The organism is Pseudomonas sp. B707 (assembly GCF_022496685.1).
Classification (GTDB): Bacteria; Pseudomonadota; Gammaproteobacteria; order Pseudomonadales; family Pseudomonadaceae; genus Aquipseudomonas; species Aquipseudomonas paraglycinae.
Map to the genome: position 1 here is coordinate 183,932 of NZ_WTVE01000032.1, position 22,237 is coordinate 206,168.

Annotated in this window: 20 protein-coding genes; 11 read left to right on the top strand and 9 right to left on the bottom strand. The window is 60.8% G+C overall.

The window, feature by feature from the left end:
• The first annotated feature begins 53 nt into the window (after window positions 1-53).
• Entirely contained in the window at window positions 54-1,253 is a 1,200-nt protein-coding gene (locus GQX66_RS21985) for an N-acetylmuramoyl-L-alanine amidase (protein ID WP_240871384.1), read from the top strand.
• Here the strand turns inward: GQX66_RS21985 and GQX66_RS21990 are convergent.
• Entirely contained in the window at window positions 1,250-1,624 is a 375-nt protein-coding gene (locus GQX66_RS21990) for a glutamine synthetase (protein ID WP_240871386.1), read from the bottom strand. The two genes, GQX66_RS21985 and GQX66_RS21990, sit on opposite strands and share 4 nt — an antisense overlap.
• A 224-nt stretch (window positions 1,625-1,848) precedes the next feature.
• On the opposite strand from GQX66_RS21990, the gene zigA reads away from it, so the two are divergent.
• Both zigA and GQX66_RS22000 read left to right on the top strand, forming a co-directional pair.
• Window positions 1,849-3,054, top strand: coding sequence for a zinc metallochaperone GTPase ZigA (gene zigA / locus GQX66_RS21995; protein ID WP_240871396.1), 1,206 nt, complete (start codon window positions 1,849-1,851; stop codon window positions 3,052-3,054).
• On the top strand, window positions 3,054-3,704 hold the full coding sequence (locus GQX66_RS22000) for a DUF1826 domain-containing protein (protein WP_240871404.1): 651 nt from the start codon (window positions 3,054-3,056) through the stop codon (window positions 3,702-3,704). The genes zigA and GQX66_RS22000 overlap by 1 nt, the downstream gene beginning before the upstream one ends.
• Before the next feature lie 4 nt (window positions 3,705-3,708).
• On the opposite strand, the gene GQX66_RS22005 is transcribed toward GQX66_RS22000, so the two are convergent.
• A complete protein-coding gene (locus GQX66_RS22005) occupies window positions 3,709-4,065 on the bottom strand; it encodes an NADH:ubiquinone oxidoreductase (RefSeq protein ID WP_102717922.1) in 357 nt (118 codons plus the stop codon).
• 25 nt (window positions 4,066-4,090) lie between these two features.
• Here GQX66_RS22005 and GQX66_RS22010 point away from each other — a divergent pair, with 25 nt between their 5' ends.
• Window positions 4,091-5,062 (top strand): CobW-like GTP-binding protein, encoded by a 972-nt coding sequence (locus GQX66_RS22010; RefSeq protein WP_240871410.1) that lies wholly within the window; start codon window positions 4,091-4,093, stop codon window positions 5,060-5,062.
• Window position 5,063: 1 nt separating this feature from the next.
• Here GQX66_RS22010 and GQX66_RS22015 read toward each other — a convergent pair whose 3' ends face one another.
• Window positions 5,064-5,477, bottom strand: coding sequence for a DUF3301 domain-containing protein (locus GQX66_RS22015; RefSeq protein ID WP_007954242.1), 414 nt, complete (start codon window positions 5,475-5,477; stop codon window positions 5,064-5,066).
• Window positions 5,478-5,594: 117 nt separating this feature from the next.
• On the opposite strand from GQX66_RS22015, the gene pdxY reads away from it, so the two are divergent.
• Entirely contained in the window at window positions 5,595-6,467 is an 873-nt protein-coding gene (pdxY, locus tag GQX66_RS22020) for a pyridoxal kinase PdxY (RefSeq protein WP_039765058.1), read from the top strand.
• A gap of 102 nt (window positions 6,468-6,569) precedes the next feature.
• Here the strand turns inward: pdxY and GQX66_RS22025 are convergent, their stop codons facing one another.
• Window positions 6,570-7,052 (bottom strand): acyl-CoA thioesterase, encoded by a 483-nt coding sequence (locus tag GQX66_RS22025; protein WP_003229693.1) that lies wholly within the window; start codon window positions 7,050-7,052, stop codon window positions 6,570-6,572.
• Between the two features lie 282 nt (window positions 7,053-7,334).
• Between GQX66_RS22025 and GQX66_RS22030 the strand changes: the two genes are divergently transcribed.
• Window positions 7,335-9,098, top strand: a complete 1,764-nt coding sequence (locus GQX66_RS22030; RefSeq protein WP_064379734.1) for a cation:proton antiporter — start codon at window positions 7,335-7,337, stop codon at window positions 9,096-9,098.
• A 21-nt stretch (window positions 9,099-9,119) separates the two neighbouring features.
• Here GQX66_RS22030 and GQX66_RS22035 read toward each other — a convergent pair whose 3' ends face one another.
• The 4 genes from GQX66_RS22035 to uvrD all read right to left on the bottom strand — a co-directional run bounded on the left by GQX66_RS22035 (window position 9,120) and on the right by uvrD (window position 13,397).
• Window positions 9,120-9,527, bottom strand: a complete 408-nt coding sequence (locus GQX66_RS22035) for an SMI1/KNR4 family protein (RefSeq protein WP_007954245.1) — start codon at window positions 9,525-9,527, stop codon at window positions 9,120-9,122.
• Between the two features lie 138 nt (window positions 9,528-9,665).
• Entirely contained in the window at window positions 9,666-10,544 is an 879-nt protein-coding gene (locus GQX66_RS22040) for a Tim44 domain-containing protein (protein WP_240871418.1), read from the bottom strand.
• 175 nt (window positions 10,545-10,719) lie between these two features.
• Window positions 10,720-11,160 carry an EamA family transporter gene (locus GQX66_RS22045; protein ID WP_064379739.1) on the bottom strand — a complete coding sequence of 147 codons (441 nt, stop codon included), beginning with the start codon at window positions 11,158-11,160 and terminating at the stop codon, window positions 10,720-10,722.
• A 53-nt stretch (window positions 11,161-11,213) separates the two neighbouring features.
• Complete coding sequence (gene uvrD, locus GQX66_RS22050; RefSeq protein ID WP_007954248.1) at window positions 11,214-13,397, bottom strand: DNA helicase II; 2,184 nt, start codon at window positions 13,395-13,397, stop codon at window positions 11,214-11,216.
• Between the two features lie 259 nt (window positions 13,398-13,656).
• Here uvrD and GQX66_RS22055 point away from each other — a divergent pair, with 259 nt between their 5' ends.
• From GQX66_RS22055 to GQX66_RS22065, 3 genes are all read left to right on the top strand, one after another.
• On the top strand, window positions 13,657-16,530 hold the full coding sequence (locus tag GQX66_RS22055; protein ID WP_236190477.1) for a GGDEF domain-containing phosphodiesterase: 2,874 nt from the start codon (window positions 13,657-13,659) through the stop codon (window positions 16,528-16,530).
• A 150-nt stretch (window positions 16,531-16,680) separates the two neighbouring features.
• The gene (gene hexR, locus GQX66_RS22060; RefSeq protein ID WP_007954250.1) at window positions 16,681-17,547 is read left to right on the top strand and encodes a transcriptional regulator HexR; all 867 of its coding nucleotides are present in this window, start codon (window positions 16,681-16,683) and stop codon (window positions 17,545-17,547) included.
• A gap of 108 nt (window positions 17,548-17,655) precedes the next feature.
• Complete coding sequence (locus tag GQX66_RS22065) at window positions 17,656-17,862, top strand: hypothetical protein (RefSeq protein ID WP_007954251.1); 207 nt, start codon at window positions 17,656-17,658, stop codon at window positions 17,860-17,862.
• On the opposite strand, the gene GQX66_RS22070 is transcribed toward GQX66_RS22065, so the two are convergent.
• Complete coding sequence (locus GQX66_RS22070; RefSeq protein WP_039765068.1) at window positions 17,804-18,766, bottom strand: LysR family transcriptional regulator; 963 nt, start codon at window positions 18,764-18,766, stop codon at window positions 17,804-17,806. The two genes, GQX66_RS22065 and GQX66_RS22070, sit on opposite strands and share 59 nt — an antisense overlap.
• 190 nt (window positions 18,767-18,956) lie before the next feature.
• Between GQX66_RS22070 and GQX66_RS22075 the strand changes: the two genes are divergently transcribed.
• Together GQX66_RS22075 and oadA are read left to right on the top strand one after the other, a co-directional pair.
• A complete protein-coding gene (locus GQX66_RS22075) occupies window positions 18,957-20,372 on the top strand; it encodes an acetyl-CoA carboxylase biotin carboxylase subunit (protein ID WP_240871427.1) in 1,416 nt (471 codons plus the stop codon).
• Between the two features lie 11 nt (window positions 20,373-20,383).
• Window positions 20,384-22,192, top strand: coding sequence for a sodium-extruding oxaloacetate decarboxylase subunit alpha (gene oadA, locus GQX66_RS22080; protein WP_011336637.1), 1,809 nt, complete (start codon window positions 20,384-20,386; stop codon window positions 22,190-22,192).
• Window positions 22,193-22,237: the final 45 nt, after the last annotated feature.

Here is a 22,237-nt window from a genome sequence, read left to right on the forward strand (position 1 = left end):
GTTACATTATAACAATTCAAACCACGATGCCTTTTTCATGAACAGGCTTTCATATGCACAGACGCCACTTGCTCAACCTGATGCTGGCCAGCGCGGCCTTTGTTTTGCCTTTTTCGGTGTCCGCCACGCAGATACGCAATGCGCGGCTTTGGCGTTCGGATGACAAGCTTCGGCTGGTGTTCGATCTGAGTGGTCCTGTGAGCTACAAGACCTTCACCTTGAGTGCGCCGGAGCGGTTGATCATCGATTTGAGCGGCGCCAGCCTGAGTGGGGATTTCAGCCAGTTGGCGTTATCCGGCACCCCTATTCATTCGATCCGCTCCGGCCATTTTGGCCAAGGGAACACCCGGATCGTGCTGGATCTAAGCAGCCCGGTTCAGCTCAACTCATTTTTGTTGGCGCCTCAAGATGGGCAAGGACATCGCCTGGTTTTGGACTTGATGAGCGCATCATCGGGGCGGCCTCCGAGCGTTCCACGTGAAACACCCCAGGAAAAATCCCACCCCAAGCGCGACATCATGGTGGTGGTCGACCCTGGTCATGGCGGAAAAGATCCGGGTGCAATCGGCGCCAAAGGCGAGCGGGAAAAAGATGTGGTTTTGTCTATTGCACAACTACTCGCACGTCGGCTTAAACGAGAGAAAGGATTTGATGTGAAGCTGGTTCGTAACGACGATTTCTTCGTCCCGTTGCGCAAGCGTGTGGAGATTGCGCGTCAGCACAAGGCCGATATGTTCATCTCGGTGCACGCCGATGCTGCACCGCGTCTGACGGCTTCTGGGGCGTCGGTGTATTGCCTGTCCGAGGGCGGCGCTACATCCGCCACCGCGCGGTTCATGGCGCAGCGTGAGAACGGTGTGGATCTGCTAGGCGCGACCAGCCTGCTCAATCTCAAGGACAAGGATCCGATGCTCGCTGGCGTGATCCTCGACATGTCGATGAACGCAACCATTGCTGCCAGTTTGCAACTCGGAAGCACAGTGCTGGGCAGCCTGGCCGGCATCACCACGCTGCACCAAAAGCGCGTGGAACAGGCTGGATTTGCCGTTCTGAAATCGCCGGATGTGCCGTCAATCCTGGTGGAAACCGGTTTCATTTCCAACGCACGGGACAGTCAGCGCCTAGTGACGGCGCGTCATCAGCAAGCCGTGGCAGACGGTTTGTTTGAGGGCTTGCAGCGCTACTTCCAGAAGAATCCGCCTGTCGACAGCTACATGGCCTGGCAACAAGAGCAGAAAGGATCGCCGGTTTAGCAGCCAGTGATCCGGCTGCAGGTGAACTTCGCACTGCTGCCGCCTGAGCTGGAGAACCGATTGATCGTCGTCCAGCCCACTCGCCGGTTGTAGCCAACCCAGGCTTCCCCATCGGAAGCGATGCCGGTGAAGAACGTCAGTTGCCCGTAGCGGCTGTTGGTTTGTGCCCAATAGCGGTTGCCCGCTTTCTCGAATCCGCGCAGGTAAATCGTGCTGCCGACGGTGTTGACGCTATAAGCGTTGCCGTTGCCATCGATGCACGCCAGGAGGTTCGCGCTGCGCGTGCAATTGGCGAGCCCCGGCACTTGTGCTTCGGCAGTCAGCGTCAGCAATGCCAGGTAGATAAACGAGTATTTCAACGCGGTTTTCATGACGTAACTCGGCGGCGATCTGATTACAGCTTCGGGCCCTTTGTCACTTTGGGCAAGAAGAGAGTGGATTGATTTTGTTGTTATACTATAACATTAATCGGACAAGGCTTTCCGTGGCTTCCATTTCAAGCGTCCGCTTCCCTGGTGATCTCATCGACGCCCAAGAACGCTAGCCCCCGAGAGCCTCCAGCGCTGTTTAGCGACCGTCTGATGAGGTTTATCCAATGTCTTCCCGACTTCCCGTGACCGTTTTGTCCGGCTTTCTCGGCGCCGGAAAAAGTACACTTTTGAATTACGTACTACGTAACAGAGACGATCTGCGCGTGGCCGTTATCGTTAACGATATGAGCGAGATCAACATCGATGGCGGCGAAGTCCAGCGTGATGTCAGCCTGAATCGTGCAGAAGAGAAGCTCGTGGAGATGAGCAATGGCTGTATCTGCTGTACGTTACGCGAAGACCTGCTTGAAGAGGTCAGCCAGCTGGCTCGTGAAGGCCGTTTCGATTACTTGTTGATCGAATCCACGGGAATCTCCGAGCCATTGCCAGTGGCCGAGACGTTCACCTTCCGTGATGAGCAGGGGCAAAGCCTCGCCGACATCGCTCGCCTCGACACCATGGTCACTGTAGTCGACGGCATGAACTTCCTGCCGGACTACCAGGCCGCGGAAAACTTAGCGTCCCGTGGCGAATTCCTCGGTGAAGAAGATGAGCGTTCGATCACCGATCTGCTGATCGAACAGATCGAGTTCGCCGACGTCCTGTTGATCAGCAAGATCGACTTGATCAGCAGCCGCGAGCGGGAGGAGTTGATGGCCATTCTCAGACGCCTCAACGCTCAGGCTGAGATCATCCCGATGGTCATGGGTGAAGTACCGCTGGCGAAGATTCTCAATACCGGTCGCTTCGACTTCGAAAAGGCCGCCCAGGCCCCGGGCTGGCTACAGGAACTGCGTGGCGAACATGTGCCAGAAACCGAGGAGTACGGCATCGCATCGACGGCTTATCGGGCGCGCCGGCCCTTTCATCCACAGCGTTTCTTCGACTTCATCGATCGTCCTTGGGTAAACGGCAAATTGCTGCGCTCCAAAGGCTTTTTCTGGCTGGCCAGCAAACCCACCGACGCCGGTAGCTGGTCCCAGGCAGGTGGCCTGATGCGCCACGGTTTCGCCGGGCGCTGGTGGCGTTTTGTGCCAAAAGAACAGTGGCCGCAGGATCAGGAAAGTACCGCCGCGATCATGGAAAACTGGATCGCCAGCGTAGGCGATTGTCGCCAGGAGCTGGTGTTTATCGGGCAGAACATCGATTTCGCACAGCTGTCGTCGGAACTCGATGATTGCCTGCTGACCGATGACGAGATGGCGCTCGGTACTCAAGGCTGGCTACAGCTACGTGATCCTTTTGGCTCCTGGCACGACGAGGTCGCTTGATGCTCGCCCTGAAACCGCTGCCAGGCAGCACGCGTCATCAGTCTTTCGGCCAGACCCCTCAGGCGCTGGCAAACATACTCGACGATGAAATCAACCTCGCGGTCTGGCAACGCCAGCTTCCGCTGCACATTGCCGAATTTGCTGACTTGTTGCTGTCTCTGAACGAACCTTACGCCGAGGCGCTGTGCCTGGAATTGCCGGACGAAGACGCAGAAGCGGATCTCACGGGACTGGCCAGCGGCTTTCGCGATCTGGAAGGCTACGAAGGGTTTATCGCCGACCTGAAATGGCTGGTCAGTGCCTTCGCCTGCCTGCTGGGCGCGCGGCGGATCGGCTTGCGCCTGCGGGTATTGGACAAGGCCATGTGTCCGCGTTTTCACGTCGATCATGTGCCGGTGCGGTTGATCACGACCTATTCAGGCGTTGGCAGCGAATGGCTCAGGGAAGGGGAAATGGACCGTCGGCAACTGGGACAGCCGCAAGCCGAGCCGCAGGAAACTTCACGGATTCAGCAATTGAATCGGGGCGAAGTGGCGTTGCTAAAGGGCGAGAAATGGCACGGCAACGAAGGTTTCGGGCTGATCCATCGCTCCCCGCAACCGGCGCCGGGTGAGCGGCGGCTGATGCTGACCCTCGACTGGCTCGGATAGCGCCTCAGGGCTTGAGCCATTTCCCCTGGCTCTGGGCCTCGCAGTAGGGCTGCAAATACGCCGCATCGGTGGCCACGCCGTAATAGTGGATATCCTGGCGATAAGGCATATTGGCGACTTGCGCGTTGCTGCACACGCCGAACGCGCCGGCGGGGCACTGGTCGACATATTGAACCTCGACTTTCTGCCCGGCCAGGGTCGGCTGACAGAAGCCGTCGCTGAACAGTTTTTCCGGGATGTTGCGGTTCTGCTGGCAGACTTTCACGTCAAGCCGCTCCGCCTGGCTGTGCACCACGCAGGCCTGTGCCAGCGCCTCGCCCGACATCAGCGCCAGCAGCAACGACCATCCCATCCACCGCATCTTCGACCTCCAGAAAACCTTGATCATGTTGCAGAACATTCCCACCCACGTCATCGCCGGCCCCTTGGGCGCGGGCAAGACCAGCCTGATCCGCCAGCTCATGGCCCAGCGCCCGACGGGCGAGCGTTGGGCGGTGCTGATCAACGAGTTCGGCCAGATCGGGCTCGACGCTGCGCTGTTGACCCGCGACGTCGATGGTATCGCACTGGGCGAAGTGGCCGGGGGCTGTTTATGCTGCGTGAACGGTGCGCCGTTCCAGATTGGTCTGGGGCGTTTGTTGCGCAAGGCACGGCCGGACCGCCTGTTCATCGAGCCCTCGGGGCTTGGGCATCCGGCGCAGTTGCTGAAGCAGCTGAGCGAGGCGCCGTGGCAAGGCGTTCTCGCCGTACAACCTTGCGTGCTGGTGCTGGACGCCCAGGCCCTCGTCGCGGGCAAACCGCTGCCGGACGCGCAGCGAGAAACCTTGTCCAGCGCAGGCTTGCTGCTGTTGAACAAAGCAGAATGCCTCGACGAGCCCTCGCGTGAACTAATCACCAGACAGTTGCCGTCTGTACGATTGATCTGGACGCAGCAGGCGATGTTGCCGCTGAGCGAGTTGCCAGGTCTGGAGGTGCAGGCGCAAGCAGGTGTGGATAAGTTGATCGTGCCCCAAGGGCTGGCGCAGATGCCGGCCATCTGGAGCGATCCGGCGTTGCCGATCTGCCTGAGCCAGGCGCAGGAGAGTGGTTGGAGCATCGGTTGGCGCTGGCATCCGAGCCAGGTATTCGATGTGTCGGGGATAACCCAATGGTTAAAAAGCCTGAACTGTCGGCGGGCCAAACTGGTAATTCACAGCCTGGACGGCTGGCAGTCAGCCAATGCGCTGGACAATGCCGAGCTCCGCTGGCTGCCCAGTGAATGGCGCAAGGATTCCCGAATCGAGCTGATTTTCGACGAACCGCAAGCGGTCGGTGAATTACAGGCCGGACTGGCCCGGTGTCGGCTTCAGGCGAGCTGATTCAAGGCTTCCACTTGGTGTGTTCCTGACGCCACTGGCTCAGCTCGATCACTTCACCACGCGGCTTGGTCACTTCCACCACGGGCGGCGTGTCATCAAATGGCGCCGGGTAGGGCGCCAGTTCGATCTGCGCGCTGTGCGCACCGAACTGGGTGATGGTGCCGTTGTGCCGGGTTTCGCCGGTCACGGTGAATTCGAAATTGTAGACCCGGGCCAGACGTCGCCGACCGCTGGCGTCCTTGATCAGACCGATCTTCTTCAGTGCCACGTTACCGTCGAGCAACTCGACGCCGACATTCACGCAATGCTGTTTGACCCGCTCCAGCGCCCGCTCGCGCAAGCCGTGGTTGTGCCAGAGCCACGCACCGGCGACGGCGAACAGCATCAGCACGAAAATGTTTTCCAGGGTGAGCATCAACACGAAACTCCAAATGATGGCGTCAGCTTAACTGCGTCGCCGGTCTGTCGTACAGGCTGCGTTTCGTCGCATACTGCGCGGCTTGAATTTCAATCGTTTTACGGAAAAACCCGAATGAAACGTACGCCTCATCTGCTCGCCATCCAGTCCCATGTGGTGTTCGGCCACGCCGGCAACAGCGCTGCGGTTTTTCCGATGCAGCGGGTCGGGGTAAATGTCTGGCCGCTCAATACGGTGCAGTTCTCCAACCACACACAGTACGGCCAGTGGGCCGGCGAAGTGCTGGCGCCGCACCGGATCCCCGAACTGGTCGAAGGCATCGCCGCGATCGGTGAGCTGGGCAATTGCGACGCCGTGCTGTCCGGCTATCTCGGCAGTGCGGCGCAGGGGCGGGCGATTCTCAGTGGCATCGAGCGGATCAAGGCGGCCAACCCGAAAGCCCTTTATCTGTGCGACCCGGTGATGGGGCATCCGGAAAAGGGCTGCAGCGTTCCTGCTGAAGTCAGTGATTTCCTGCTGGAAGAAGCCGCTGCCGTTGCGGACTTCATGTGCCCGAACCAGTTGGAGCTGGACAGCTTCTCCGGACGCAAACCGCAGTCGCTGTTCGATTGCCTGGCGATGGCGCGGGCGCTGCTGGCTCGTGGGCCGAAAGCGGTGCTGGTCAAACATCTGGATTATCCGGGCAAACCGGCGGATGGCTTTGAAATGTTGCTGGTGACCGCCGAGGGCAGCTGGCATCTGCGGCGTCCGCTGCTGGCGTTTCCGCGTCAGCCGGTGGGAGTGGGCGATCTGACGTCCGGACTGTTTCTGGCGCGCGTGCTGCTCGGGGATAGCCTGGTGGCGGCGTTTGAATTCACCGCAGCAGCGGTGCATGAAGTGCTGCTGGAAACCCAGGCCTGCGCCAGTTACGAACTGCAACTGGTGCGGGCGCAAGACCGGATTGCGCATCCGCGGGTGAAGTTCGAAGCCACGCCGATCAGCCTCTGATACCGCGTCGGCTTCAATCGCGAGCAGGCTCGCTCCCACGGATAAAACATCACCTGTGGGAGCGAGCGTGCTCGCGATAGCGGTCGTCAGATCGCTAAAATCTCAGGCGTCGCCCTTGATTTCCTGATAGCGCTTTTCCAGCTCCTGACGGATCTGCCGGCGTTGTTGCGCCTGCATGTAGCGGCGCTTGTCTTCGCTGTTCTGTGGTTGCAGCGGCGGTACGGCGGCGGGTTTGCGCTGATCGTCTACCGCGACCATGGTGAAGAAGCAGCTGTTGGTGTGGCGTACCGAGCGCTCGCGGATGTTCTCGGTCACCACTTTGATGCCGACTTCCATCGAGGTGTTGCCGGTGTAGTTGACCGACGCCAGGAAGGTCACCAGTTCGCCGACATGGATCGGCTCGCGGAAAATCACCTGATCCACCGACAGGGTCACCACGTAGCGGCCGGCATAACGGCTGGCGCAGGCGTAGGCCACTTCGTCGAGGTATTTGAGCAGGGTGCCGCCATGGACATTGCCAGAGAAGTTGGCCATGTCGGGGGTCATCAGTACCGTCATCGACAGCTGGGCGTTTCCGGGTTCCATAACGTTCTCACGGGTCAAGGCAGGGTTGCTGGAAAAAACACCTCTGCGGGTGCCTGGTCGCTTTTCAAAAGCACCGTTATCGGGACGCCAGGCAACTGGCCGCCGTCACGCCCGAATCGATCTGTTTCCATATATTGCACCGCCTTTCAGCCGGAAGTCGCGGTGTTACCCTGCAAAAGCGCCTTCCCAAGGGCGATTCCTACACCCAAAGCGGATTTTTACTCAGCTCGCCCAGACATTTCCCATGCCTGCGTGAGCCTCGTCATTCAAGGAGCCCACACCATGCATGCCATCAGCTTTATTCAGGATCTGGCGGTGATCATGTTGGTCGCAGGTGTGGTGACCGTGCTGTTCCACCGCTTCAAGCAGCCGGTAGTACTCGGCTACATCGTCGCCGGTTTCATCATCGGCCCGCACACACCGCCATTCGGCCTGATCCACGACGAAGAAACCATCAAGACCCTCGCCGAGCTGGGGGTGATTTTCCTGATGTTCTGCCTGGGCCTGGAGTTCAGCCTGCGCAAGCTGTTCAAGGTCGGCGCCACGGCCTTCATCGCGGCGTTCCTCGAAATTGTCCTAATGATCTGGATCGGCTACGAAATCGGCCGCTGGTTCGACTGGAACACCATGGATTCGCTGTTCCTCGGCGCGATCCTGGCGATTTCCTCGACCACCATCATCGTCAAGGCGCTCAACGACCTGAAGATGAAAAACGAGCGCTTCGCGCAGTTGATCTTCGGTGTGCTGATCGTCGAGGACATTCTCGGCATCGGCATCATCGCCTTGCTGTCGAGCATCGCGGTCAGCGGCACGGTGAGTTCCGGCGAAGTGTTTTCTACCGTCGGCAAGCTCTCACTGTTCATGATCGTCGCGCTGGTCGTCGGCATTCTGTTGGTGCCGCGACTGTTGGCCTACGTGGCGAAATTCGAAAGCAACGAGATGCTGCTGATCACCGTGCTGGGCCTGTGTTTCGGCTTCTGCCTGCTGGTGGTCAAACTCGAGTACAGCATGGTGCTCGGGGCGTTCCTGATCGGCGCGATCATGGCCGAGTCGCGGCAACTGCTGAAAATCGAGCGCCTGATCGAGCCGGTTCGCGACCTGTTCAGTGCGATCTTCTTCGTCGCCATCGGCCTGATGCTCGATCCGATGATCCTTCTGCAATACGCGTGGCCGATTGCGGTGATCACTGTGGCCGTGGTGCTGGGCAAGATGCTGTCCTGCGGCCTCGGAGCGTTTATCGCGGGGAATGACGGACGCACCTCACTGCGGGTCGGGATGGGGCTTTCGCAGATTGGCGAATTTTCTTTCATCATCGCGGCGCTGGGGATGACCCTGCAGGTCACCAGCAACTTCCTGTATCCGGTGGCCGTGGCGGTTTCGGTGATTACCACGTTGCTGACGCCGTACCTGATCCGGGCTGCCGATCCGCTGTCGATCAAGCTGTCCGCCGCGATGCCGCAGCGCCTCGGTCGAGTGTTCGGAATGTACGGCGAATGGCTGCGCAGCATTCAGCCGCAGGGTGAGGGCGCGATGCTGGCGTCGATGATCCGGCGGATCCTGCTGCAGGTCGGGGTCAATCTGGCGCTGGTGATCGCGATTTTCTTTGCTGGCGCTTTCTTTGCCGGACGCCTCTCGATCTGGATGCAGGACTGGATCAGCGATCCAAGCTGGCAGAAGGCGTTGATCTGGGGCGGGGCGTTGCTGGTGTCGTTGCCGTTCCTGATCGCGGCCTATCGCAAGCTCAAGGCGCTGTCGATGCTGCTGGCGGAGATGGGCGTTAAGCCGGAAATGGCCGGGCGTCACACGCAGCGAGTGCGCCGGGTGATCGCCGAAGTGATCCCGATCATCTCGCTGCTGGTGATTTTCCTGCTGCTGGCAGCCTTGTCGGCCAGTATCTTGCCGACCAACAAGCTGCTGGTGCTGATCGCCGTGGTCGCGGCCGCCGTGGCGGCGCTGCTCTGGCGCTGGTTCATCCGGGTGCACACGCGGATGCAGGTGGCCTTGCTGGAAACCCTCGACAACCACAAGGAGCCGTCGGGGCACTGACCACCCATGGGGAGGGGCGTTTCAGCTTTCCAGCCAGACGTCCCGAGCCCAGTGCCAGACCGATTCCCAGGACTCTTCGGTGATCAGTTCTTCTTCGCCCGACCACAGCACCACGGTGCCGTCTTCTTCGACGCAGTAGTAGTCATCACCGTCCTGGCAGATCGGAATCAGGTCGCGCGGCACGCCGGCATCCCAGGCGTTGGCGGCAACGTCCGGCAGGTAGGTGTGGGATTGCGGGTCGGTGACGGTCACCGGCTCCAGACTGCCGTAAACCACGTCGCTGACGGTCAGCAGAAACTCTTTGAAGACGAACGGGATGTTGATGAAGAGCTCTTCTTCGATTTCCACCAACTGGTCTTCGTCGGGCAACTCCAGGGGAACCGGTACGGGTTCGTTGGCTTCGCGCAGTTGTTCGATGATTTCTTCCACGTCCGGGATCCTCTTGCTTGAATGGCGCGGTTTATATGGGCCGGTTTATACAGTAGCTCGCTATAGATGCAACCGCGAAATAGAAAACCCCGGCCGAGGCCGGGGTTTTCATTACTGCGGGTAAAACGTCGGAGGTTATCAGCCGTTCTGGCGGATACCGGCGACCAGCCAAGGCTGGTTGTCGCCCTGTGGACGTTCCATGTTCCAGCTTTCGCTGAACACTTCGCCCTGCTGGTCGAAACGCGAAGTCTTCGACACGCCGCTGAAGGTCAGCGTGGCAATGGTCTTGTCCGCACGGTCATCCACGCCATCCAGTTGCACCTGGAGATTGTCGATGTAGGTGGACTGGAACGCATCACCCAGTTCCGCACGCTCGCGCTTGAGGAACTCGAACATTTGCGGAGTCACGAACTCGGCGATCTTGTCCATTTCGTTGGTGTCCCAGTGCTGCTGCAGCGCCTGGAAGTGGCTGCGGGCGGCTTCAAGGAAGCGCTGTTCGTTGAACCAGGCCGGCGCGTTGATCACCGGACGGGCGGCAGCAGGCGCGGCCGAACCACCGAAGATCGAACCCATGGCTGCTGGTTTCTGTTCAAACACTTCACGCTGCATCGGCGCGCCGGCCGGAGCGAACTGCTCCTGCTGCTTGCGACGACGGGCGGCGATGAAGCGGAAGATCACGAACGCGATCACGGCCATGATCAGGATGTCGAAGAACTGCATGCCTTCGAAGCCACCGCCCATGAACATGGAAGCGAGCAGGCCACCGGCCGCGATGCCGGCCAGAGGGCCGAGCCATTTCGAAGCACCGCCGGCCTTGGCCGCAGCGCCCGCGGCACCGGCAGCACCAGCGGTCGCCGCAGCGCCGCCCATGCCTGGGGAAGAAGGAGCCATCTGGCTGGTCTGGTGCGTCGGCGCAGCGCCGGCGCTTTTGCCACCACCAAAGCGCTTGGCGTTGGCGTCGAGGCTCATCGTCAGGCCGATGCACAACGCCATGGCGATGCTAAGAAAACGTTTCATAAAGGGAATTCCCGTTTGTGGAGACACGCGCGCCATGTTGCACAGCTGAAGTGTTACTGGCTAGCGAGAGAGTGTTTCGGGCTTTTGCCTGACAGGTTACGTTCAGCTCGGTCGGGGCAATAAGGCCATGTACTTTTGTCTGTAGGAAAAGGAGATAGGTTCAGCAGGAAACGGATCAGCGCCGCAAGGCCAGCATCACCACACCGGCGGTGATCAGACCGATACCGCCCCACTGGCGCAGGTCGAGTTTCTCGCCCAGCAGGATCACACCGAGCACCGCCACGAAGACCACGCTGAGCTTGTCCACCGGGGCGACCAGCGATGCCGGTCCGACTTTCAACGCCCGGAAGTAGCACAGCCACGAAGCGCCAGTACCCAGCCCGGACAACAGCAGGAACAGGTAGCTCTTGGCGGAGATCGATCCCAAGGACTGATATTGGCCCGTGGCGTACAAAATCAAGGCCAGACTGACCAATACGACGATTGTGCGTAGCAGGGTGGCGAAGTCGGAGTTGACGTTTTCGATGCCGATCTTGGCGAAGATGGCCGTCAGCGCGGCGAAGGTGGCCGAGAGCAGGGCCCAGAACGTCCAGGAAGAAAAGAAGCCCGAGCCCATCGATGTTGCCTCCAGTGCCCGTTCCCGCGCCGGGCGCGGGAACGGACGGTGACTTATATGGCTTCCAGCTTCGCGTACCCGAGCATCAGCCACTTGCTGCCTTCGGCGAAATTCACCTGCACCCGGGCCTGGGCGCCGGCGCCTTCGAAGTTGAGGATCACACCGTCGCCGAAGATCGAGTGACGGACAGCCTGGCCAAGGCTCAGGCCGGTTTCCGGAATCTCGCTGCCGCTGAACAGGTTGCTGCCGCCCATCGACTGGTTGCCGCCGAACGGCCGGCTGACGCTGTTGGACAGGCGCACTTCCTGAATCAGGCCTTTCGGTACTTCCCGTACGAAACGCGACACCTTGTTGTAGGTTTCGCTGCCGTACAGGCGTCGGGTTTCAGCATAGGTCATCACCAGATTCTGCATCGCCCGGGTAATGCCGACATAGGCCAGTCGCCGCTCCTCCTCAAGGCGCCCCGGTTCTTCCAGGCTCATCTTGTGCGGGAACAGGCCTTCTTCCATGCCCACCAGGAACACGTAAGGGAATTCCAGGCCCTTGGCGCTGTGCAGGGTCATCAACTGAATGCTGTCTTCGTGCTCGTCGGCCTGGGTGTCGCCGGCCTCCAGCGAAGCGTGACCGAGGAACGCCGCCAGCGGCGTCAGCTCTTCGTCTTCTTCGGTGTTCTCGAAGTTGCGCGCGGCGCTGACCAGTTCCTCAAGGTTTTCCACCCGGGCCTGGCCTTTCTCGCCTTTTTCCGCTTCGTGGTAGGCGATCAGTCCGGATTGCTCGATAACGGTCTGGGTCATCAGGTGCAACGGCATCTCGGCGCACTTGGCGGCGAGATTTTCGATCAGCTCGATAAACGCGCCCAGCGCACCGGCGGCGCGACCGGTCAGACCCTTGTTGGCCACCAGCTGGCGCATGGCTTCCCACATCGACACATCGCTGTGACGGGCATGGTCGCGGATCGCTTCGACGGTTTTCTCGCCGATGCCGCGAGCCGGGACGTTGATCACCCGCTCCAGGGCCGCATCGTTGCCGCGACCTTCCAGCAAACGCAGGTAAGCCATGGCGTTCTTGATTTCCGCCCGCTCGAAGAAGCGCTGACCGCCATAGATGCGGTACGGAATGCGTTCACGCAGCAAGGCTTCTTCCAGAACGCGCGATTGGGCGTTGGAGCGGTAGAGAATCGCGATATCGCTGCGAGCCAGGCCGGTTTTCAGCGCACTTTCGATGGTTTCGACAACGTAGCGCGCTTCATCGTGTTCGTTGAAGGCGGCGTAAAGGTTGATTGCTTCGCCGTCGCCACCATCGGTCCACAGTTCTTTGCCGAGACGTCCGGTGTTGTTGGCGATCAGGGCGTTGGCGGCTTTGAGGATGCCGGCCGTGGAGCGGTAGTTCTGCTCCAGACGGATGGTCACCGAATCCGGGAAGTCCGAAGAATACTGGTGGATGTTCTCGATTTTCGCGCCGCGCCAGCCGTAGATCGACTGGTCGTCGTCGCCAACCACCATCAGGCTGTCGCCACCCTTGCCCAGCAGACGCAACCAGGCGTACTGCACGGCGTTGGTGTCCTGGAATTCGTCCACCAGAATATGTCGGAAACGCTTCTGGTAGTGCGCCAGCAGGCCCGGGTGGTCGCGCCACAGGTCGAGGGCGCGCAGCAGCAGTTCGGAGAAATCGATGACGCCGGCACGCTGGCACGCCGCCTCGTAAGCCTCATAAATGCCGCGCATGGTGGCAAGGAACAGATCGCCGCTGGCCTGAATGTGTTGCGGACGCAGACCTTCGTCTTTCTGCCCGTTGATGAACCACTGGGCCTGACGGGCCGGCCAGCGTTGCTCGTCCAGCCCCAGCTCGCGGATCACCCGCTTGACCAAGCGTTGCTGGTCGTCGCTGTCGAGAATTTGAAAGGTCTGGCTCAGCCCGGCTTCCTGCCAGTGCGCCCGCAACAGGCGGTGCGCCAGGCCGTGGAAGGTACCGACCCACATGCCGGCCGGGTTGATGCCCAGCAATTGCTCGATGCGGTGACGCATCTCGGCAGCGGCTTTGTTGGTGAAGGTCACCGACAGAATCGAGTGGGGCGAGGCGTTTTCGACCTGGATCAACCAGGCGATACGGTGCACCAGCACTCGGGTTTTGCCGGAGCCGGCACCGGCCAGGACCAATTGACGACCAACGGGAGCCGCTACGGCCTGGCGTTGGGCATCGTTGAGGGAGTTCAGCAGAAGGGAGAGATCATCGCGCATCGGGGCATTCTAGGGTGCGCCGCAGGCCCGGGCAAACCGAGCTTTGCATTAGCCGATGAAAGTCCTGCCGATGACGACCGGTCGGTCACCGGCTACAGGCGTTGGCCCGCCTCGCTTGGGGGCTTTTGCGGGTGTCGGGAGGCTGAAAAGTTTCGGTGAAATTATGATCTGGGGCAGTTTGGCAAGTGGTTCGGCTTGTGTATGCTCCGTCCACGTTTCCGGGCGCATGCTCACACTTATAAGAACAAGAACGTTGCCTATGACCCTCAGCTTCGACCTGTCGGGCCCCTCTGTGGAACCCAGGGTAATCCGCAAGCATTACGCCACCCAGATGGCGGTCGAGCGCACGCGCCTTCTTTATCAGGGTTCGCTGTTGCCAACCCTGTTCATGTTGATCAATGGTCTGGTCTGCGCCGGTCTGCTCTGGAGTCCGCAGCGTTACTTCGTGGTCAGCGTCTGGCTGGTGTGGCTGCTGTCGCTGGTGGCGTTGCGGGTGATTCAGGTCGCGGCCTTCGATTCGGCGATTCCCGATCGCCAGGCCCAGCCGATCTGGGGGCGGATGTTCCTGCTCGGCTCGACCATGACCGGCCTGACCCTGGCCGGTGCCGGCATCGCCCTGGTCCCGGCCGACAACTTCATGCAGCAAGCCTGGGTGTTCGGCCTGATCGGTGCCGCGACCCTGTCGGCCAGCGTGGCCTACGCCGTGAGCATTCCGGCCTTCCTTTCCTTTACCTTGCCGTGCCTGCTGCCGGCCATCGGCTACCTGTTCTGGGGCGGTGACGAACTGGCGCGCGGCTGGGGCTGGCTCGGGCTGATCCTGCTCGGCTCGCTGAGTGTGGTGGCGTGGCAGGTCAATCGGCTGATTGATCGCGGTTTGCTGCGGCGCTTCCAGAACCAGCACCTGATCGAACACCTGCAACAGACACAAACTCGCAGCGAACAGCTCAATCAGGAGCTGGCGAAGGAAATCGAACATCGGCGTTGCGCCGAGGGCAAGTTGCGTGAAGCCCAAGTTGAACTGGAGGACCGAGTCGCCCAGCGCAGCCGGGAACTGGACGTCGCCAACCAGGCCCTGAGCAAGAGCGAGGCGCGCCTGGCCCTGGCGTTGAAAGCCAGTGAGCTGGGGCTGTGGGACTGGAACCTGCAGACCGACGAAGTTCACCACACACAGATTCAGGAACTGTTTGGCATTGACCCGGAATACGTCACCGGGCTGCTCAGGCATCTGCGGCCACGCCTGCACCCGGAAGATGTGCCGCCGCTCAAACGGGCGTTGATCGAGCACTTGAAGGGGCGCACCGAGGATTATCAGATCGAATACCGCGTGCGCCACGGCGACGGTCACTGGGTCTGGATCGAAGACCGTGGGCGAGCGGTGGAGCGCGACGAGAACGGGCGGGTCATCCGCATGGTCGGCACCCGCCGCGACATTAGTGTCAGCAAAAGCCTGGAAGCCCAGCAACAACTGGCGGCGACGGTGTTCGAGGCCGCCAGCGAAGGCATCGTGATCCTCGACCCGAATTATTCGCTGATCGCCATCAACCAGGCCTTCAGCCGGGTCACCGGGTATGACATCGACGACATGCTCGGGCGCAACGTCGTCGAACTGCCGTGCAGCCGCGACGCCCGTCGACACTACGTCGCGATCCGCCACGCGCTGGAGCAGCACGGCAGTTGGCAGGGCGAATTGGTGGAAACCCGCAAGAACGGCGAGCTGTATCCGCAATGGCTGCAATTGAATGCCGTGCGCGACAGTCGGGGAAATGTGAGCCATATCGTCGGCTTCTTCGCCGATCTGTCGGCGCGCCGCGAATCCGAAGAGCGCATGCGCTACCTGACCCACTACGACGAACTCACCGGCCTGGCCAATCGCTCGCTGTTCCGCGAACGCCTGCACGAAGCTCATCAGCGCGTGCGACAGGGCGGGCGTCGGAGTCTGGCGTTGCTGCACATCAATCTGGATCGCTTCAAGCTGCTCAACGACAGTCTCGGCCATGAGATTGCCGATCAGTTACTGCAAAAGATGTCGCGGCGGCTGGTAAATGCTCTGCCGGAAGCCGACACCATCGCCCGGCTGTCCGGCGATGAGTTCGCGGTACTGTTCGACGCCTACGGCAACCTGTCGAGCCTGGCGCGGGTCGCCACGCGACTGTCGAGCAAGCTGCGACTGCCGTTGACCGTAGAAGGACATGAACTGGTGGTCAGCGCCTCGATGGGCATCAGCATGCTGCCGGACAACGCCCGGGAGATTTCCGCGCTGGTCAGCCAGTCCAACATGGCCATGCAACATGCCAAGCACCTGGGCGGCAACAACTTCCAGTTCTACACCGACAGTCTGCAGGCCAGCACGCTGGAGCGCCTGCAACTGGAAAACCAGCTGCGCAAAGCCATCGAGGAAAAGCAGCTCAACGTCTTCTATCAACCGAAACTGTGCCTGGCGACCGGGCGTCTCAACGCGGCGGAAGCGCTGGTGCGCTGGGATCACCCGACCATGGGCCGGGTACCGCCGGGGGATTTCATCGGTCTGGCCGAAGAAACAGGGCTGATCGGGCCGATCGGCGAATTCGTCCTGCGTCAGGCCTGCTGGCAGGCGTGTGAATGGCAGCGTCAGGGGCTGGCGCCGATCCGGGTTTCGGTGAACCTGTCGGTGCATCAACTGCGCCAGGGCAAACTGGTCAGTCTGGTGCGCCAGGTGCTGGAGGAAACCGGCCTGGCACCGCACTACCTCGAACTGGAGCTGACCGAAAGCCAGCTGCTCGACAGCGTCGAACACATCATCGCCACGTTCCAGCAATTGCGGGATCTGGGGGTGAAGCTGGCGATCGATGATTTCGGCACCGGGTATTCATCGCTGAGCTATCTGAAGCGGATTCCGGTGGACTACGTGAAGATCGATCAGGCCTTTATTCGCGGGTTGGGCGAGGGCAGCGAGGACGCGGCGATCACCCGGGCGATCATTGCGATGGCTCACGGGCTGTCACTGAAAGTTGTCGCCGAAGGTGTCGAGCGATCCGAGCAGCTGGCGTTTCTGAAAGCTGAAGGTTGCGACGAGGTGCAGGGCTATCTGATCAGCCGTCCGGTGGAGGCGGTCGGCCTTGCTGCGTTGTTGCGTGAACAGGAAAAACCGCTGTAAAGGGCTACATGCAGCGCATGTCGCCTGATCCGGGGGGATCGAGTTACGCATTGAGCAGGCAAAAAGCCGATTCATGTAGTATAACTACAAGCTTGCTACATCCCCGGCATCTGGCCAAAGCACATCTTTCCATAACAAGAGTCCAGCCCCTTGAATCTGCTGCAACACATCGCCCAGTCACGTCACCTGTTACGCAAGTCGGAGCTCAAGGTCGCCGACCACGTGCTGCTTGACCCTGCGGCAGTGATGCACAGTTCCATGGCCGACCTGGCTCACAGCGTCGGCATCAGCGAGCCGACCATCGTGCGCTTCTGCCGGGCCATCGGTTGTTCCGGTTTTCAGGATCTGAAACTCAAGCTCGCGCAAAGCCTCGCTGCCGGCGCCAGCTTCGGTCAGTTCGCGATCCATGAAGACGACTCCGTCGCCGACTACAGTCTGAAGATTTTCGACACCACGTTGCACACGCTGATGGAGGTTCGCGAGAAGCTCGATCCTCTGGAGCTGCAACGCGCGGTGACGCTGATGTCCCAGGCCCAGCGCGTCGAGTTCTACGGTTTCGGTGCGTCGGGCGCGGTGGCGGCGGATGCGCAGCACAAGTTCTTCCGTCTGCTGCTGACCGCCGCGGCGTATTCCGACCCGCATATGCAGGCGATGTCGGCGGTGACGCTGAAGCCGACAGACGTGGCGATCTGCATTTCCCAGTCCGGCCGTTCCAAAGACTTGCTGATCACCGCCAACCTCGTTCGCGAGAGCGGTGCGTCGCTGATCACCTTGTGCCCGAGCCAGACACCGCTGGCCGAGCTGTCGACCGTCAACCTGGCGATCGACGTTCACGAAGACACCGAAATCTACACGCCGCTGACCTCGCGTATCGCTCACCTGGTGGTGATCGACGTACTGGCGATGGGCGTGGCCATGGCGCGCGGGCCGAGCCTGGTCAACCACCTCAAGAGCGTCAAGCGCAGCCTGCGCAGCTTGCGGCTGTCGCCAAAATCGGTGAAAGCGCTGGATGACTGATTGTCGTGGGGTGATGGCAATCTTCATCTGCCTGTAACCCCGACGCAGCCAAATCGTCATCCACCGCGCCTATCGTGAAACTCCCGTAAACGCCTTGGGAGACTCGAAATGGCTCAGCCTTACGAAGAACGCAACAGCGCCGCGAAAACCCGTCGTCAGCAGGAAGACCAGCGCCGCATGGAGTTTCGCCGCGCCATCGAAGATCGCTTCGAACTTCGCCAGCTTCAGGCCGAAATCGGCGATTTTCCCGAGGACATCAATCACTGGCAGGCAGCGCCGGCAGCTTCCCGTCGAAGCGCTCAACCAGCGCGCTGATCTGCACCCGTTCGCTGCGGATAAACGCCAGGAAGGCGTGCGCCACCGGTGACAGCCGCTTGGCTTTGGCTTGCACCAGGCACCAGCTGCGAAACAGCGGCAATTCTTCGACCGGCAGCTCGACCAGGCCGCCGGTCGCCAGCTCCAGGTTCAGGGCGTGGCGCGTCAACAGCGCCAGGCCCAGACCCGCTACCACGCATTCACGCTGGGCTTCGGCCGACGCCACTTCCTGGGTCTGGGTGAAGTGCACGCGCTTCTCCTTGAAATACTCCTCGCAGGCCAGTCGCGTGCCCGAGCCGGGTTCGCGGATCAGCAGGGTGTACGGCTCAAGGTCCTGCAAACGCAGCGGACCCATGTGTGCCAGCGGATGATCCGGCCGCGCCACGGCGACGATCGGGTTGTTGAGGAACGGCAGGAATTCCAGACCCATGTCCTGGGGCACCATCGACATGATCACCAGATCGTCGCGGTTGTCGGAGAGCCGGCGGATCACCTGGCCACGGTTGACCACCGTCAGTTGCAGATTTACTTCCGGATGCTGACGCTTGAACGCCGCGAACAGATGCGGCACGAAGTATTTGGCGCTGGATTCCACCGCCAGCTTCAACTGGCCCTGCAGCGAGCCCTGCATGTCCGAGAGCTGCATGTCGAGGTTTTCCAACCGGCCGAAGATGTCCCGGCTGGCGCGCTGAAGTGCTTCGGCCGCTTCGGTCATGTAGAGTTTTTTGCCCACGTAATCGAATAGTGGCTGGCCGATCAGCTCTTCGAGCTGACGAATCTGTAGGCTGACGGCCGGTTGTGTGAGCGACATTTCCTCGGCGGCACGGCTGTAGGAGCGCAAATCGCACACTTCGTTGAAGATCTGCAATTGACGCAATGTCATACGCATCAAGGACTTACGCATTTTCTACCGACTCTGGCCGTGGGCTGATGCGTTGACTATAAGTCTTTACTTATGCCTGACCCAATTTTTATTCATTTTTGTTAATCCCTTGTCAGCGCTAGTGTGGAGCCGAGACCAGATTGAAACATTTGGTCACGTGCCGACCTGGGTCTAGCAGGTCGTGGTGCCACCGGCTCAAGGGAACCTCCAAGTGATAACAAAGATCCTGATCGCCAACCGTGGTGAGATTGCCGTACGAATCGTGCGTGCCTGCGCCGAGATGGGCATCCGCTCGGTCGCGATCTATTCCGACGCCGACCGGCATGCCTTGCATGTGAAGCGTGCGGACGAGGCCCACAGCATTGGTGCCGAGCCGCTGGCCGGTTATCTGAACCCGCGCAAGCTGGTGAACCTGGCCGTGGAAACCGGCTGTGATGCGCTGCACCCCGGTTACGGTTTCCTCTCGGAAAACGCCGAGCTGGCAGACATCTGCGCCGAACGCGGGATCAAATTCATCGGCCCGTCGGCGGAAGTCATCCGTCGCATGGGCGACAAGACCGAAGCGCGCCGCAGCATGATCAAGGCCGGCGTGCCGGTCACGCCGGGCACCGAAGGCAACGTCTCGGGCATCGAGGAAGCATTGAACGAGGGCGATCGCATCGGTTATCCGGTGATGCTCAAGGCCACTTCCGGTGGTGGCGGTCGCGGTATCCGTCGCTGCAACAGCCGCGAAGAACTCGAACAGAATTTCCCCCGAGTCATTTCCGAAGCCACCAAGGCCTTCGGTTCGGCGGAAGTGTTCCTGGAAAAATGCATCGTCAATCCGAAACACATCGAAGCGCAGATCCTCGGCGACAGCTTCGGCAACGTCGTGCATCTGTTCGAACGTGACTGCTCGATCCAGCGTCGCAACCAGAAGCTGATCGAAATCGCCCCGAGCCCGCAACTGACCCCGGAACAGCGCGCCTACATCGGCGACCTGTCGGTGCGTGCAGCCAAGGCCGTGGGCTACGAGAACGCCGGCACCGTGGAGTTCCTGCTCGCCGAGGGCGAGGTGTACTTCATGGAGATGAACACTCGGGTGCAGGTGGAACACACCATCACCGAAGAAATCACCGGGATCGACATCGTCCGCGAACAGATCCGCATCGCCTCCGGCCTGCCGCTGTCGGTGAAGCAGGAGGACATCCAGCACCGCGGTTTTGCCCTGCAATTCCGGATCAACGCCGAAGACCCGAAAAACAACTTCCTGCCGAGCTTCGGCAAGATCACGCGCTACTACGCCCCCGGCGGCCCTGGCGTGCGTACCGACACGGCGATCTACACCGGCTACACCATCCCGCCGTTCTACGACTCGATGTGCCTGAAATTAGTGGTGTGGGCGCTGACCTGGGAAGAGGCGATGGACCGTGGCCTGCGCGCCCTCGACGACATGCGTCTGCAAGGCGTGAAGACCACCGCCGCGTATTACCAGGAAATCCTGCGCAACCCGGAATTCCGTAGCGGCCAGTTCAATACCAGCTTCGTTGAAAGCCACCCTGAACTGACCAACTACTCGATCAAGCGCAAACCCGAAGAGCTGGCCCTGGCCATCGCCGCCGCCATCGCCGCCCACGCAGGCCTGTGAGGAATAGAACAATGACTAAAAAGATTTTCGTAACCGACACCATCCTGCGCGACGCTCACCAATCGCTGCTCGCCACCCGCATGCGCACCGAAGACATGCTGCCGATCTGCGACAAGCTCGACAAAGTCGGCTACTGGTCGCTGGAATGCTGGGGCGGCGCGACCTTCGACGCCTGCGTGCGTTTCCTGAAAGAAGACCCGTGGGAGCGTCTGCGCCAACTGCGCGCGGCGCTGCCCAACACCCGTCTGCAAATGCTCCTGCGCGGGCAGAACCTGCTGGGGTACCGCCACTACAGCGATGACGTGGTCAAAGCGTTCGTCGCCAAGGCCGCAGTCAACGGCATCGACGTGTTCCGCATCTTCGACGCGATGAACGACGTGCGTAACCTGCGCGTGGCGATCGAAGCGGTGAAGGCTGCCGGCAAACACGCCCAGGGCACCATCGCCTACACCACCAGCCCGGTGCACACCATCGACGCGTTCGTCGCCCAGGCCAAGCAAATGGAAGCCATGGGTTGCGATTCGGTGGCGATCAAGGACATGGCCGGTCTGCTGACCCCATACGCGACCGGTGAGCTGGTGCGTGCACTGAAAGCCGAGCAGTCGCTGCCAGTGTTTATCCACTCCCACGACACCGCCGGCCTGGCAGCCATGTGCCAGCTCAAGGCAATTGAAAACGGTGCCGACCACATCGACACCGCCATCTCCAGCTTCGCTTCGGGCACCAGCCACCCTGGCACCGAATCGATGGTCGCTGCACTCAAGGGCACCGAGTTCGATACCGGTCTGAACCTGGAGCTGTTGCAGGAAATCGGCCTGTACTTCTACGCCGTGCGCAAGAAGTACCACCAGTTTGAAAGCGAATTCACCGCCGTCGATACCCGTGTTCAAGTGAACCAGGTGCCGGGCGGGATGATTTCCAACCTGGCCAACCAGTTGAAAGAGCAGGGCGCTCTGAACCGCATGGGCGAAGTGCTGGCGGAGATTCCGCGCGTGCGTGAAGACCTTGGCTTCCCGCCGCTGGTGACCCCGACTTCGCAGATCGTCGGCACCCAGGCGTTCTTCAACGTGCTGGCCGGCGAGCGCTACAAGACCATTACCAACGAGGTGAAGCTCTACCTGCAAGGCGGCTACGGCAAGGCGCCGGGCACCGTGAACGAGAAGCTGCGTCGCCAGGCCATCGGCAGCGAAGAGGTGATCGACGTACGTCCGGCCGATCTGCTCAAGCCGGAAATGACCAAGCTGCGTGCCGATATCGGCGCACTGGCCAAGTCCGAAGAAGACGTGCTGACCTTCGCCATGTTCCCGGACATCGGTCGCAAGTTCCTCGAAGAGCGTGCCGCCGGCACCCTCACTCCGGAAGTGCTGCTGCCGATCCCGGAAGCGGGCAAGGTGGCTTCGGCCGGCGGCGAAGGCGTACCGACCGAGTTCGTCATCGACGTGCATGGCGAAACCTACCGCGTGGACATCACCGGTGTCGGCGTCAAGGCTGAGGGCAAGCGTCACTTCTACCTGTCCATCGACGGCATGCCGGAAGAAGTGGTGTTCGAGCCGCTCAACGAATTCGTCGGCGGCGGCAGCAGCAAGCGCAAGCAGGCTTCGGCCCCGGGCCACGTCAGCACCACCATGCCGGGCAACATCGTCGATGTGCTGGTCAAGGAAGGCGACACCGTCAAGGCGGGCCAGGCTGTGCTGATCACCGAAGCGATGAAGATGGAGACCGAAGTCCAGGCGGCGATTGCCGGCAAGGTCACCGCCATTCATGTCGCCAAGGGCGACCGGGTGAACCCGGGCGAAATCCTGATCGAGATCGAAGGCTGAGATAACGGCCTCGATACAACGCTTTAAACCTCGGGGGGGCATGTG